Here is a 14134-nt window from a genome sequence, read left to right on the forward strand (position 1 = left end):
GGTGCGGCAACACCCCGGGGAATGGCACCAGGAGTTAAGGACCTCCCGAATGCAGATTCATCGTATCCCCAAGCATGCTCCCGGGTACACGATCCTCGACAACGGGCACGTCGTCCGTAAGCACTCGCTGTCGTGGGCGGCGCGCGGGCTTCTGAGCTACCTGCTCAGCCTGCCGGATGGGGCGCGCGAGGACGTCCGTACGCTCGCGGCGAAGAGTGTGGAGGGGCGGGCGACGGTTTCGCGGGCCCTCCGTGAGCTTGAGGCCGCCGGGCACTACGTTCGGCGGACGTTGCGGGATCCCCTGACGGGGCAGGTTCGGACGGTCGCTTCGGTGCACGAGGTGCCGGTGACGACGGGGAAGGCGGTTCACACCGTTCCGCCGCCGCTTCCCGTGGCTCCGGCCGCCGGGGTGCCTGGAGCTGGAACCGCAGGCGCCGGGAAGGCGGGAAGCCCTTCCAAGGAAGCGAGGGTGAAGGATGTGGAAGTCCCTTCCGTCCGTCCCCCCGGAAAGTCGACGGCCGGCATGGCGCTCCTGCTGGACCTCGGGCGCCGCGAGCCCCGGATGGCGTTGGCGGGGAAGCCGCTGTCCGACCAGGCCGCGCGCGTGGAGGGGTTGCTCGCGGGTGGGTGGACGAAGGAAGCGTTGACCGGGATTCTCGCGGCGCCGTTGCCGGAGAAGATCACCCACAGTGTGGGGGCGGTCCTGGCGGGGCGGTTGGCGAAGGTTCCGGCCGTTCCGATGCAAAGGCACGGCGACGGGCCGCGCCGGCACGAGTGTCCCGGGCGGGACGGGATGTGCGGGCGGCCCGTCGCGTGCGCCGGGCAGGTGTGTGCGACGTGTCAGAGGGTGTCGCGGACCTCGATGTAGCCGCGGTCCACCACGAACTTCTGGTTGGGGTTGGTGACGTCGCAGCCGTACAGGAACACGGTGTCGCCGTTGTTGCGGTACGAGCCGACGTCGACGCACTTCTCCTCCCCGCTGCCGACCGTCCGCTGCAGGACGAGCGAGCCCCGGCGCAGCAGCCAGGTCTGGTTGGCGCGGGCGGCCTGGGAGTTCTCGCAGGTCCAGATGCGGACGATGTCGCCGTCGGTGCCCGTGTAGTCGGCGTCGAGGCACATCTCCTGCGCCGCGCCGACGGTGTCGGCGACCTTGATCCTTCCGTCGTCCAGGACGAAGCGCTGGTTGGTGTGGTCCAGGCAGTCCCAGATCCGGACGTTGTCGGCGTTGAAGCGGGTGTTGCCGACGTCCAGGCACTTGCCGGTGGGCACCCGGGGCGGGGTGGCGACGTTCAGGGTGCCGTCGGTGATGGTGTACTCGGTGCCGCTCCCCGGATTGCTGTAGCGGAAGCCGCCGTTGCCCTGCGCGAGGGTGGTGCCGGACGGCGCGGAGGCGTCCACCGTGACCTGCGGCGAGAAGCGGAAGTAGCCGCGGGCCGGCCAGCTGCTGTTGCCGCCGTTGCGGCCGTAGCCCTCGCAGGTGAGGGTCCGGTTCCCGTTGCCGAGGACGCAGCCACGCAGGCCGACGTTGTTGGAGCCCCAGGACGAGCCGTCGCCGCTGTACTCGGTCGGGACGGTGCTCTGCGCCGGGAAGGTGCTGTTGCCGGGGGCGGTGAAGACGGCGGTCATGCCGGAGGACGGGAGCAGCCCGGCCCCGCCGGTGTTCTGGTAGGTCCAGGGCACGGCGCCGGTCCCGCCGGGCGCGATGGTGACCGTGGTGGGGATGTCGCGGCCGATGAAGGTGACGGCGGCGGCGGGGGAGGCGAGGGCCGTGGCGAGGGCGAGGGAGAGCGCGGCCACGGTCGCCGTACGGGTGAGGGTTCGGATCACGGTCGCGATGATCGTGGACGAACGGGAGCGGGGAGGGTGAGCGGCACGGGGAAGGGGACGCGGTTCACCCTTCCGGCGGCCGGGAGGCGGCCGGTGCCTCGGAGGCGACCGGTGGCTTGAAGGCGACCGGCGCGTCGAAGGCGGCCCGCCGGGTGGCGCGGCGCAGCGCGCGCAGGACGGGCGTGCCCAGGGTGAGGCACAGCACGACGGTCAGTGCGGCCCGCGGCAGGTCCCAACCCAGCGACGTGGTCAGGCAGTAGGCGGCGAAGCGGACCAGGTTGGCGGGCAGCGGGTCGCCGGGGACGAAGGAGACGGAACCGGCCAGCCCGCCGATGTACGGCCAGCCCTGGAGGTTCATGACGGTGCCGTACAGGACGGCCGATCCGGCGCCGTACCCGGCGAGCAGCAGCAGTTCGCGCCGTCCCCGCAGGGAGGCGGCCCCGGGCAGGAGCCCGGCGCCCAGGCAGACCCAGCCCATCGCGAGCATCTGGAACGGCAGCCACGGCCCGACCCCGCCGGTGAGCAGGGCGGACGCGAACATCGACAACGAGCCCAGGACGAAGCCGAATCCGGGACCGAGTACCCGCCCGGACAGCACCATCAGGAAGAACATCGGCTCCAGGCCCGCGGTGCCCGCGCCGAGCGGGCGCAGCGCCGCGCCCGCCGCGGCCAGGACGCCCAGCAGCGCGACGGACTTGGCGTCCAGCCCGGGGGCGCCGCCGCCGGCCTCCCGGCCCTCGGAGATCTGCGCGATGACGACGGCGAGCAGCAGCGGCAGGAGCAGCGCGAACAGCCAGGGCGCGTCGGTGGAGTGGCCGACCAGCGCCGACTCGGTGGAGGCGAGCAGCGGCCAGCCGAAGGCGGCGACACCGACGGTGGAGACGAGCAGCAGCGTCGCGACGGAGCGGCGGCCGAGCGGGACCGGTCGGTTCATGCGCCCATCGCCTCCGCGACCTGCCCCACGGTGAGCCACGGTCCGGGCGCCAGCACCTTGGCGACCTGCGGGGCGAAGGCGGGGGAGGAGACCACGACCTCGGCCGTCGGCCCGTCCGCGACGATCTCGCCCTCGGCCAGGATCACCGTGCGGTGGGCGAGTTCGGCGGCCAGTTCGACGTCGTGGGTGGCCAGCAGCACCGCGTGGCCCTCGGCGGCCAGGGCGCGCAGGACCTCCACCAGCCGGGCCTTGGCGGCGTAGTCCAGGCCGCGGGTCGGTTCGTCGAGCAGCAGCAGCGGGGGCCGGGCGGTGAGCACGACGGCGAGGGCGAGGGTGAGCCGCTGGCCCTCGGAGAGGTCGCGCGGGTGGGCGGTGTCGGCGATGCCGGGCAGCAGCCGCTCCACCAGGGCGCGGCAGGTGCCGGGTTCGGCGCCCGCGTCCGCGTCCGCGGCGGCGCACTCGGCGGCGACCGATTCGCCGTACAGCAGGTCGCGCGGGTCCTGCGGGACGAGGCCGACCTCGCGGATCAGCTCGGCGGGGCGGGTGCGGTGCGGGACGCGGCCGCCGACCCGGACGCTGCCGGAGGCGGGCGCGTGCAGGCCGACCAGGCCGCCGAGCAGGGTGGACTTGCCGGCGCCGTTGCGGCCCATCAGGGCGGTGATCTCGCCGGGGCGCAGCGCGAGGTCGACCCCGCGCAGGGCGTGCACCGGGCCGCGCCGGACGGCGAGCCGGTCGGCGACGGCGACGGGGGAACCGGTCGCGACGGCGGTGGGCGACGGTGCGCGGCCGGTCAGTTCGGTGCGCAGCGCCGCGGCCTTGCGCCGGGCGTCGCGCACCGACAGCGGCAGCGGCCGCCAGCCGGCGAGCCGGCCGAGGCCGACGACCGGCGGGTGCACCGGGGAGTGCGCCATCACCTCGGCGGGCTCGCCCAGCACCGGGGGCGCGCCCGGGGTGAGCAGCAGCACCTGGTCGGCGTACTGGACGACCCGTTCCAGCCGGTGTTCGGCCATCAGGACGGTGGTGCCGAGGTCGTGCACCAGCCGTTGCAGGACGGCCAGCACCTCCTCGGCGGCGCCCGGGTCGAGGGCCGAGGTCGGCTCGTCCAGGACCAGCACCCGGGGGTGCACGGTGAGCACCGAGCCGATCGCGACGCGCTGCTGCTGGCCGCCGGAGAGGGAGCCGAGGGCGCGGTCGCGCAGGTCGGCGAGGCCGAGCAGGTCGAGGGTCTCCTCGACCCGGCGGCGCATCACGTCGCCCGGCAGGCCCAGCGACTCCATGCCGTAGGCGAGTTCGTCCTCCACGGTGTCGGTGACGAAGTGCGCGAGCGGGTCCTGCCCCACGGTGCCGACCAGGTCGGCGAGGTCGCGCGGCCGGTGCTCGCGGGTGTCCCGGCCGCCGACGGTGACCCGGCCGTGCAGCACGCCGCCGGTGAAGTGCGGTACCAGGCCGCTGACCGTCCCCAGCAGGGTGGACTTGCCGGAGCCCGACGGACCCACCAGCAGGCAGAGTTCGCCCTCGGGGACGGTGAGGTCCACGCCGTCCAGGGCGGGCGCCGCGGAGTCCGCGTACCGTACGGAGACCTGCTCGAAGGTGATCACGATGCCCTCCGGGGCGGGGTCGGGGCGGCGAATGCCGGTACCAGGCCGAGCAGGACGGTCAGCACGGCGGCGAGCGGCAGCGCGGGGACGGTCGGCGGGACGACGGTGGGGGCGAACGCGGCCGGGTCGCGCACGGCCAGGAAGGCGGTGAGGGCCGCCACGGCGGCGCCGGAGCCGGCGGTGAGCCACTCGGGCAGCGCCCAGGGGTCGGGCCGGTAGCGGGTTCTGACGGAGCGTCGGCCGCCGAGCAGCAGTCCGGCGAAGGCGGCGGCCAGGCCGAGCAGCAGGACGGGCAGCGCCCAGCCGGCGCCGCCGGCGGTGAGCAGTCCGTACGCGGCCAGGCAGATCCCGAGGAGCCCGGCCAGGGTGAGCGCGGCGGTGGCCCGGGCGAGCCGGCGCGGGACGTCGGCGGTGCGGCCGAAGCCGCGGGTGTCCATCGCGGCGGCCAGCGCCACGGACCGCTCCAGCGCGCCCTCCAGCACCGGCAGTCCGACGCTCAGCACGGCCGCGACACCCTTGTCCGCGCGGCCGCGCAGACGGCGCGCGGCGCGCAGCCGGCGGACGTCGGCGACCAGGTTCGGCGCGAAGGTCATGGCCACCACCACGGCCACGCCCGCCTCGTAGAGCGCGCCGGGCAGGGTGCGCAGCAGCCGGGCCGGGCTGGCCAGCGAGTTGGCGGCGCCGACGCAGATCAGCAGGGTGGCCAGACGCAGCCCGTCGTACAGCGCCGCCAGCAGGCCCTCGACGGTGACCCGGCCGCCGATCCGCACGCCCTGCGCCCAGGCGGGCAGCGGCACTTCGGGCAGGGTGAACAGCACATGGGTGCCGGGGATCGGCGACCCGAGGAAGACGGCGAACACCAGCCGGATGCCGAGCACCAGCAGTCCCAGCCGCAGGAACGCCCCGTACGACCGGGACCAGGGCGCGTCGCCGCGCCGGGCCGCGACCACGTACCCGGCGACGGCGGCGAGCAGCAGCAGGATCGCCGGATTGGTGGTGCGGGTCGCCGCCGCGCCGAGCCCGAGCGCCCACAACCACCAGGCCCCGGGGTGCAGTTGGCGGGGGCCGGTGGGCGGTCGGGTGCTACGGGCGGTGCTGCTCACGGGGGTGTTCCTGGGTCGGGAGGGGTTCACGGGGTGCGGCGGCGGCGCGCCTGCCAGACGGCGCCGCCGGCGAGGACGGCGATCAGCGCGCCGCCGGCGATCAGACCGATGTCCGGGCCGCCGCCGTGGCCGCCGGAGGACGTGGCACCGGCCGGGCCCGCGGCGCCGGCCGCGCCCACCTGGTCGGCGCAACCCGCCTGCGGGTACCCGGCGATGGCGCACAGCAGCCCGTTGGTGTCGTACCGCAGCGGCGGGGCGACCGCGGCCAGCACCTCGGCCGAGCTGGCCCGCGGCGCGACGCTGGCACAGGCCGTCCGCGGCCCGGGCACCGCGGCGCCGGCCGCCCCGGCGTCCTCGGCGGTCCCGAAGTCCAGCACGACGGCGACCCGCTTGCGGCCCTCCTGCGCGGGCGTCGTCGCGCAGACCTCCGCGAAGCTCCCGCCGGTGCGCGGCTTCGCGGCGTCCTGCCCGCCGTCCGGGCTCACCGCGTACCGCCAGCCGTCCACGGCACCGTCCGGCGGCACCGCGACCGAGGGGCCCTGCTGCTGGTACGCCCACCCGGCGTCGGCCCCGCGCCAGAACGACCAGTACCGGTACCCCGACGCCTGCGCCGGCGCGGCCCCGACGACCACCAGCAGCACCCCGACCACCAGCGGGAGCAGCGTGGCGGGGCGCCGGTGCGCGCGGGTCGGAGGTGTCACAGGTTCGGGTTGCGCTTGCGCTGGAGGCTGAGGAGGAGGCCGCCGCCGGTGCCGATCAGGAGGCCGACGATGATCAGCCAGTACTGGCCGAAGCCGTCGTTCTTCTTCTTGGCCGGGGTGGCCTCGTCCGCGGTGGCGGGTGCGGCCTTGGGGGTGGGGCCGAGGGCGGTGAGCTTGCCGGTGAGGTCGGCGGTGGGGCGGTGGTCGGCCTGGGCGACCAGGAGCAGGGTGGCCGTGGCGCCGGCGTCGGTGCCGTCCTTGGTCCAGGTGGCCTGCTGCTGGTCGAGCCAGTCGACGGTGTCGGAGGCCTGGTCGGGGTGGCCGCTCTGGACGAGGGAGAGGGCGGACCAGGCGGTGGCGGTGTAGTCGGGGGTGGGGGCGGCGCCGGGGTTGGTGAGGGTGAGGTGGCCGCCGCCGGACTGGAGCTGGGCGGTGAGGTGGGCGGCGGCGGCCTCGCCCGACTCGGCGTGCGGGACGGTGGCGGGAGCGGAGCCGTCGGTGCAGGCGAGGGGCTTGGGCTCGGAGTCGGCGCGCACCGAGCCGGCGACCGGCAGGTGTCCGCCCGCGGCGGCGAGCGAGGCCTGGCCGCCGGCCAGGGCGTTGGGGGTGAGGGCGCCGGTGGCGGCGTCGGGCTGGTAGGCGAAGGCGCCGCGCTGGTCGGCGGGGGCGGTGCAGCCGAGCTGGAAGCGGGCGAGGCCGTCGAACGCGTTCTTCCCGGCGCCGGAACCGGCGGTGCCCGGCTTGGCGACGCTCGCCGGGTCGGTCCGGGCGGCGAACAGCGCGCTGACGGCCAGTCCGGTGGAGTTGCCGTCGCCCGGGTTGCCGGGGTTGTAGGGCCAGCTGCCGTCCGGGTTCTGGTTGGCCTTGAACCAGGCGACGCCCTTGTCGACGGCCGGCTGGTGGCCGCCGAGGGCGACCAGGGCCTGGACGGCGAGGGCGGTGGCGTTGCTGTCCTCGCTCTTGGGGTCGCAGGCCGCGCCGGCCGCCCGGTAGGAGGGCCAGCCGCCGTCCTCGCACTGTTGCCCGGCGAGCCAGGCGACCGCCGAGTCGGCCGGGGTGACCTTGGCACCCGAGAGCGCGATGAGCGCCAGCGACTGCCGCCACACGCCGTCGTAGGTCGGGTCGCCCTTCCCGTACAGGCCCTCGGGGACGGTGACGGGCGTCGGCGCGGGACTGTCGGCGAGGGCCGGTCCGGCGGCGACGCCGGCCAGCAGCGCGGCGGACAGGGCGGCGGCGCCCAGGCGGGCGGCGGTGAGCATGGTGCGGGTGTGCCTTTCGGTGAGCGGGTGGCCCTGGCGGGGGCCGTTCCGTGGTGCTCGACGGGGTGCCGGGCGACCAGGGCGCCGGGCGACGGTGCGCCGGGCGACGCCGTGCCGGGCGCCGGTGCGTCCGGACCGGCCGCTCGCTCCGCCCGCCGGGCGCCCCGACCCGTCCGGTCACCCGGGGGCCGGACCCACGGAGGCGGGGTCGGCGCCGGAGTCGCACCGGCTTTCCCCGGGGGAGGAGCGGGATGGAGTTGTGCTGCCCGTCGACTCTAACCGCCGGAGCGCGCCAGCCGGCGCGCTGCGGCAGGAACAGGTTCCAGTCCGGGGGGTGGGCGCGGCGGCGGGCTCAGGGCAGGGCGAGCAGTCGGGCCGCGGTGTGCAGGTCGGCCCGGACCTCGGCGATCGAGGAGCGCCCGGAGAGCCAGGAGACCAGGGCCGAGTGCCAGGTGTGCTCGATCACCCGGACCGCCGCGCGCTGGCTGTCGCTGGGCGGGCCGGACTGGCCGATCGCGTCCAGGATGAGCTGCCCGGTGGCCACGCTGACCTGGTCGACCTCGGCGCCGACCGAGCGGTCCGCGAAGGACAGCGCCCGGACCATCGCCTCGGCCAGCAGCGGTTCGCGCTGCAGCGAGTGGAAGGCCCGGGTGAGCGTGTCGGCGACCCGCGGGGCCGGGTCCGCGTCGGTCGGCGGGTGGCGCCGGATGTGCTCGCGCAGGCCCTGGAGCTGCTCCAGCATCACCGCGACCAGCAGGTGCACCTTGGACGGGAAGTACCGGTACAGCGTGCCCAGCGCGACCTGCGCGCTCTCCGCGACCTCCCGCATCTGCACCGCCTCGTACCCGCCCCGGGCGGCCAGCGCGGTGGCGGCCCGCAGGATCCGCCGGCGCCGCTCGGCCTGGCTCGTGGTCAGCGGCAGCTCACCGGGCCGGGGCGCGACGGGGACCGTGGTCAGGGGCTCGGTGGACGGCGGCAAGGGTGCTCCCGGGCGGGCGAGAGTGGCGGTGTGCTTCCACAGATCGGCAGGGTGGGCGGGGTCCGGCGTGGCGGGAATCACCAGCCCTGGCTCCTGAGGAAAAGCTACGGGCCGGTATCTTCGAGGTCTCTCATTGTTCACGTGGTCGATGACGAGTTCCACCGCCACTGAAACCTGATCTACTTTAGCGACCGGCAGCACAGATAGCAGCTAGAGATGAGGGCCCAGGATGACCGCGCAGCCGCTGCGGATTGCCCTGCTGTCGTACCGCGGGGACCCCTTCTGCGGCGGTCAGGGCGTGTACGTACGGCACCTCTCCCGTGAGCTGGCCGCGCTCGGCCACCACGTGGACGTGATCGGGTCCCAGCCCTACCCGGTGCTGGACGAGGTCGAGGGCCCCGGCTCGGTGCGCCTGGTCGAGCTGCCCAGCCTGGACCTCTACCGCGCCGACGACCCGTTCCGCACCCCCGCCCGCGGCGAGTTCCGCGGCCCGGTGGACGTGCTGGAGTTCGCCACCATGCGCACCGGCGGCTTCCCCGAGCCGCTGACCTTCTCGCTGCGCGCCCGGCAGTACCTGGCCGCCCACAAGGGCCGCTACGACGTGGTGCACGACAACCAGACCCTCGGCTACGGCCTGCTGGGCCTGGCCCGGCACGGCTTCCCGCTGGTCACCACGATCCACCACCCGATCACCGTGGACCGGCAGCTGGAGCTGGACGCCGCCGCCACCCGGCTCAAGCGGCTCTCGCTGCGCCGCTGGTACGCCTTCACCCGGATGCAGCGCAGGGTCGCCGCCCGGCTGGACCACGTGATCACCGTCTCCGGCAGCTCGCAGCGCGAGATCGCCGAGCACCTGGGCGCCGCGCCCGGTGCGATCTCGGTGGTGCCGATCGGGGCCGACACCCGGCTCTGGTCGCCCTCGGACGCGGTCGAGCGGGTGCCCGGACGGATCGTCACCACCTCCAGCGCCGACGTCCCGCTGAAGGGCCTGGTCTTCCTGGTCGAGGCGCTCGCCAAGGTCCGCACCGAGCGGGACGCCCACCTGGTGGTGGTCGGCAAGCCGCAGAAGGAGGACGGGCCGGTGGCCGAGGCGGTGCGCCGCTTCGGGCTGGCGGAGCACATCGAGTTCCGCAGCGGCCTGACCGACCGCGAGCTGGTCGACCTGTACCGCTCGGCCGAGGTGGCCTGCGTCCCGTCGCTGTACGAGGGCTTCTCGCTGCCCGCCGCCGAGGCGATGGCCACCGCCACCCCGCTGGTCGCGACCACCGGCGGGGCGATCCCCGAGGTGGCCGGACCGGACGGCGAGACCTGCCTGGCGGTGCCGCCCGGTGAGGCGGACGCGCTGGCCGCCGCGCTCGGCCGGCTGCTGGACGACCCGGAGCTGCGCGCCGAACTGGGCGCGGCCGGCCGGGAGCGGGTGCTGGCCCGGTTCACCTGGGAGCGGGCCGCCGAGCTGACCGCCGAGGCCTACCGCGCGGCGATCGCCACCGGCGTCGGCGCCCGGGCCCGCTCGGGCCCCGGCTGGCGGTACGTGGCCTGAACCGGGCCCGGCCCGGGAGTGCCCGCGCGGAGCCGCCAGCCCCGGAACGGGGTGCGTCGGCCGGGGGCGCGACGAGGTGTGACGAGGCATGACGAAGCGTCAAGGACGCTTGGTAGCAATAGGAATGGGAGTCCCGCAGTGCTGACCGTCGATTTCTCGCGCTTCCCGCTCGCCCCCGGCGACCGGGTGCTCGACCTGGGCTGCGGCGGGGGCCGGCACGCGTTCGAGTGCTACCGCCGCGGTGCCAACGTGATCGCCCTCGACCAGAACACCGAGGAGATCGCCGAGGTCAAGAAGTGGTTCGCGGCGATGGAGCAGGCCGGTGAGGCCCCCGAGGGCGCTTCGGCGGTCGCGATGGAGGGCAACGCGCTGGCGCTGCCGTTCGAGGACGAGTACTTCGACAAGATCATCATCTCCGAGGTGATGGAGCACATCCCCGACGACAAGGGCGTGCTCAACGAGATGTTCCGGGTCCTCAAGCCCGGCGGCCTGCTCGCCGTCACCGTGCCGCGCTGGCTGCCCGAGAAGATCTGCTGGGCGCTGTCCGACGAGTACCACGAGGTCGAGGGCGGCCACATCCGGATCTACCGGGGCGACGAGCTGCTCGGCAAGCTCAAGGACGCCGGCCTGGAGCCGTACGGCACCCACCACGCGCACGCGCTGCACTCGCCGTACTGGTGGATCAAGTGCGCGGTCGGCGTGGACAACGACAAGGCGCTGCCGGTCAAGGCCTACCACCAGCTGCTGGTCTGGGACATCGTCGGCACCCCGGTGATCAGCACCCTCACCAAGGCCGCCGAGCGGGCGCTCAACCCCGTCATCGGCAAGAGCTTCGTGGCCTACGCCGCCAAGCCCAACCGCGCCCCGGGCGGCGCGGCGTGACCGCCGCCGTCCCCGAGGTGCTGCTCCTCGACGGGGTGCTCGACGCCGCGCAGGCCGCCGACACCGTGCGCAGCATCCTCGCCGAGCAGCGCCCCGACGGTGCCATACCGTGGTTCGCCGGCCACCACCTGGATCCCTGGGACCACACCGAGGCCGCGATGGCCCTCGACACGGCGGGCGAGCACGCCGCCGCCGAGGCCGCCTACCGCTGGCTCGCCGCCAGTCAGAACCCGGACGGCTCCTGGTACGCCGCCTACACCGACGGCGTGGTCACCGACCGGGCCAAGGAGAGCAACTTCTGCGCCTACGTGGCGGTCGGGGTCTGGCACCACCACCTCAGCGCCGGCGACGACGCCTTCCTGGAGTGGATCTGGCCGGTCGTCCGGCGCGCCCTGGACTTCATCGTCTCGCTGCGGCTGCCCGGCGGCCCGATCGCCTGGCGGGTCGGCGAGGACGGCACCGCCACCGACGAGGCCCTGCTCACCGGCTCGTCCAGCATCCTGCACGCGCTGCGCTGCGGACTGGCCATCGCCGACTACCTGGAGGAGCCGCAGCCCGACTGGGAGCTCGCGGCCGGCCGGCTGCGGCACGCCGTCACCCACCACCCGGAGCGGTTCCTGGACAAGGACCGCTACTCGATGGACTGGTACTACCCGGTGCTCGGCACCGGCCTGCGCGGCGACGCGGCGGTGGCCCGGATCGAGCGGGACTGGGAGCGCTTCGTCGTCCCCGGCCTCGGCGTGCGCTGCGTCAGCGACCGCCCCTGGGTGACCGGCGGCGAGAGCGCCGAACTGGCCCTCGCGCTGTGGGCGATCGGGGAATCCGACCGCGCGGTGGACATCCTGCGCTGGATCCAGAACCTGCGGCACGAGGACGGCTCGTACTGGACCGGGTACGTCTTCGAGGACGACGCGATCTGGCCGGAGGAGCGCACCACCTGGACGGCCGGGGCGCTGCTGCTGGCGGTGGCCGCGCTCGGCGGTGACCCGGCGACGGTCGCGGTCTTCGGCGGGGAGCAGCTGCCCGCCGGGCTGGTGGTCCAGGACTGCTGCTGAGGGCGGGGAGAAGACACGAAGGAGGGGCGGGACCGGTTCACCGGTCCCGCCCCTCCTTCGTGTGTGTCCGGGACCGCACACGGGTCCGAAGACCGCGCGTGCGTCCGAGGACTGTGCCGTCCGGGGCGTCAGCCGCGCTGGAGGCCCGTGGTGTCGGCCAGCACGCCCTGGGTGCCGTCCGCCAGCTGGGCGACCAGCGCGGTGCCGCGCTGCTCGACCGCCAGGTACCAGGTGCCGGGCACGACCTCACCGATCGGAGCGCCGGCCGGGTTGTCCTTCGGGGCCAGCTGGCGCGGCGCCGGGACGGCGAACCAGAACGGCTGGAAGTCCGCCGCCGGGGCGGCCGGCTGCGCGGCCTGGGTCGGCTGCGGGGCCGGCGCGCCGGCGTCCTGCGGCTGACCGGGCTGGCCGGGGGCCGGGTAGCCGTAGCCGGGCTGGGCGCCGAACGCCGGGTCGTGGCCCTGCGCCGGGTAGCCGTACTGGCCGGGCTGACCGGGCTGACCGGGCTGGCCGGGCGCACCCGGGTGACCGGGCTGGCCCGGGAAGCCGCCCTGGAACGGGGCGGCCGGGCGGTCGGTGACCAGCGGGGCCTTCAGCGCCGGCACCAGCGGGCCGGCCGCGGCCGCACCGGCGAGCACGATCAGCGAGATGAAGCCGAGCCAGGCGCCGAAGCCGTGGCTGATGCTGCCGCCGGACGGGCCGCCGCCCAGGGACCAGACCGAGGTCCACAGCGCCGCGACGGCGAGGGCGATGCCCCACTGGTCCAGCCGCAGGCCGAGCACCTGGCGGTTGGTCGCGGCCTGGCCCTGGAAGCGCTGCACCAGGATCAGCACCGCTGCGGCGATGCCCAGCAGGTAGATGGAGGGCAGGATGGGGAACAGCTCGGTGCTCCACGCGTTCTGCGAGGCGTCGGGTCCGCAGTACCGGCCGGCGCAGCTCACGGTCCAGTAGGGCAGGAAGGAGGCGATGAAGAGCAGGACGGCCGCGCCTGCGACGGCGGCGTCTCCCCTGGTGAGAGCGCGCAGATTCACTAACGTTCCCCTCGTTGACGTGTCGTGGACGGTGCTTCGTGCGGTCGGGCTGACCGGCCGAAACTCCCGAACGGACCAGAAGCCTAGGCCCAACCGTCCTGCCGGTGCACGGCGGGACCGGGAATGGGGCGAAGTCGTTGCAAACCGCGCGGGTTGGGCGGAGCTCCGTCCGCCGGGGTGCGCGGCCCAACTCCCGTACCGGGTCCCCGAGTCTTCTATCGAGTCGTCAGGAACGCGGTCAACGCGTCGGCGATCCCCTGGGCCGCCTGCTGGCGCCACTGAGGGTCCGTCATCCGCTTCGCGTCCGTCGAGTTGCGCATGTTACCGCACTCGATGAACACCTTGGGGACGGCGGACAGGTTGAGGCCGCCCAGGTCGGAGCGGGTGTCCAGGCCCTGGTCCGCGGTGTAGTCGGCGTACGGTTCGCCGGTCGCCGTGTGGAACTGGTCGCGCAGCAGCAGGCCGAGCCGGTGCGAGGGTTCGACGATCGCGGAGTTGTCCGCTTTGCCGGCCACCACCCTGCCGGGCATGATCACGTGGAAGCCGCTGCCGCTCGCCGGGCCGCCGTCCGCGTGCACCGAGACCGCGGCGTCGGCGTGCGCGTCGGCACCGGACCTGGCGCGCTCGTCGATGCACGGGCCCCAGGGGCGGTCACCGTCCTGCACCAGCACCACGGTGGCGCCCCGGGCGGCCAGGATGGCGCGGGCCCGGCGGGAGACGTCCAGGGTGTACTCGGCCTCGGTGTACCCGGCGTTGGTCTCCGTCCCGGTGGTGTCGCACTCCTTGCGGGCGTTGCCGATGTCCACCTGGCGGTTGATCTCGGCGGTGTGCGAGAAGTTGCCGGGGTTGTGGCCGGGGTCGAGGACGACGGTGCGGCCGGCCAGGCCGTTCGCCGCGGTGCCGGCCGGCGCGGCCGTGGTGGCGGTACCGGTCGGGGCGCTCGGGGTGGGCGCTTCGCCGGTCGGGGCGTCGGCGGAGGGCGGCGGCGCGACCGGCGGGGTGAGCGGCGCTGCGGCGGGGTCCGCGGCGCCCGGCCGGGTCGAGGCCGGGGCAGTGGCGGAGGCCGGGGCGGAGGCGGCGGCCGTGGCGCCCGCCGGGCCGGAGTGGTCGAGGGCCCGCCAGCCGAGCCAGCCCGCCGTGCAGAGCGGAACGGCCGCGGCCACCACGGTGGTGGCGCGCAGCAGGGTGGAACGGCGGTGCGGGCGGGGGGCGGTACCGGTCACGG

At 75.2% G+C, this 14134-nt stretch carries 13 protein-coding genes; 4 read left to right on the forward strand and 9 right to left on the reverse strand.

Going from position 1 to position 14134, the window contains the following annotated elements:
- The first annotated feature begins 49 nt into the window (after positions 1–49).
- Positions 50–868, forward strand: coding sequence for a helix-turn-helix domain-containing protein (locus ACYP53_RS16080; protein WP_459647769.1), 819 nt, complete (start codon positions 50–52; stop codon positions 866–868).
- Here ACYP53_RS16080 and ACYP53_RS16085 read toward each other — a convergent pair.
- From ACYP53_RS16085 to ACYP53_RS16115, 7 genes are all read right to left on the reverse strand, one after another.
- Positions 841–1827 carry an RICIN domain-containing protein gene (locus ACYP53_RS16085; protein WP_459647770.1) on the reverse strand — a complete coding sequence of 329 codons (987 nt, stop codon included), beginning with the start codon at positions 1825–1827 and terminating at the stop codon, positions 841–843. The two genes, ACYP53_RS16080 and ACYP53_RS16085, sit on opposite strands and share 28 nt — an antisense overlap.
- Before the next feature lie 64 nt (positions 1828–1891).
- Positions 1892–2761 (reverse strand): ECF transporter S component, encoded by an 870-nt coding sequence (locus ACYP53_RS16090; RefSeq protein ID WP_459647771.1) that lies wholly within the window; start codon positions 2759–2761, stop codon positions 1892–1894.
- Entirely contained in the window at positions 2758–4359 is a 1602-nt protein-coding gene (locus ACYP53_RS16095) for an ABC transporter ATP-binding protein (RefSeq protein ID WP_459647772.1), read from the reverse strand. Before ACYP53_RS16095 ends, ACYP53_RS16090 begins: the two co-directional genes overlap by 4 nt.
- Entirely contained in the window at positions 4356–5462 is a 1107-nt protein-coding gene (locus tag ACYP53_RS16100) for a CbiQ family ECF transporter T component (protein WP_459647773.1), read from the reverse strand. The genes ACYP53_RS16095 and ACYP53_RS16100 overlap by 4 nt, the downstream gene beginning before the upstream one ends.
- 26 nt (positions 5463–5488) lie before the next feature.
- Complete coding sequence (locus tag ACYP53_RS16105) at positions 5489–6163, reverse strand: SCO2322 family protein (RefSeq protein WP_459647774.1); 675 nt, start codon at positions 6161–6163, stop codon at positions 5489–5491.
- Complete coding sequence (locus ACYP53_RS16110) at positions 6160–7422, reverse strand: prenyltransferase/squalene oxidase repeat-containing protein (protein WP_459647775.1); 1263 nt, start codon at positions 7420–7422, stop codon at positions 6160–6162. Before ACYP53_RS16110 ends, ACYP53_RS16105 begins: the two co-directional genes overlap by 4 nt.
- Before the next feature lie 352 nt (positions 7423–7774).
- Complete coding sequence (locus tag ACYP53_RS16115; RefSeq protein WP_459647776.1) at positions 7775–8401, reverse strand: TetR family transcriptional regulator; 627 nt, start codon at positions 8399–8401, stop codon at positions 7775–7777.
- Positions 8402–8630: 229 nt separating this feature from the next.
- Between ACYP53_RS16115 and ACYP53_RS16120 the strand changes: the two genes are divergently transcribed.
- From ACYP53_RS16120 to ACYP53_RS16130, 3 genes are all read left to right on the forward strand, one after another.
- The gene (locus tag ACYP53_RS16120; protein ID WP_459647777.1) at positions 8631–9941 is read left to right on the forward strand and encodes a glycosyltransferase family 4 protein; all 1311 of its coding nucleotides are present in this window, start codon (positions 8631–8633) and stop codon (positions 9939–9941) included.
- Positions 9942–10079: 138 nt separating this feature from the next.
- The gene (locus ACYP53_RS16125; RefSeq protein ID WP_189918379.1) at positions 10080–10823 is read left to right on the forward strand and encodes a class I SAM-dependent methyltransferase; all 744 of its coding nucleotides are present in this window, start codon (positions 10080–10082) and stop codon (positions 10821–10823) included.
- Complete coding sequence (locus ACYP53_RS16130; protein WP_373313771.1) at positions 10820–11878, forward strand: prenyltransferase/squalene oxidase repeat-containing protein; 1059 nt, start codon at positions 10820–10822, stop codon at positions 11876–11878. The genes ACYP53_RS16125 and ACYP53_RS16130 overlap by 4 nt, the downstream gene beginning before the upstream one ends.
- Before the next feature lie 128 nt (positions 11879–12006).
- On the opposite strand, the gene ACYP53_RS16135 is transcribed toward ACYP53_RS16130, so the two are convergent.
- Both ACYP53_RS16135 and ACYP53_RS16140 read right to left on the reverse strand, forming a co-directional pair.
- Entirely contained in the window at positions 12007–12909 is a 903-nt protein-coding gene (locus ACYP53_RS16135; RefSeq protein ID WP_459647778.1) for a hypothetical protein, read from the reverse strand.
- 215 nt (positions 12910–13124) lie between these two features.
- Positions 13125–14132: an N-acetylmuramoyl-L-alanine amidase gene (locus ACYP53_RS16140; protein WP_459647779.1), complete on the reverse strand. Its 1008-nt coding sequence runs from the start codon at positions 14130–14132 to the stop codon at positions 13125–13127.
- Positions 14133–14134 lie beyond the last annotated feature (2 nt).

Source organism: Kitasatospora sp. Ki12 (assembly GCF_054601375.1).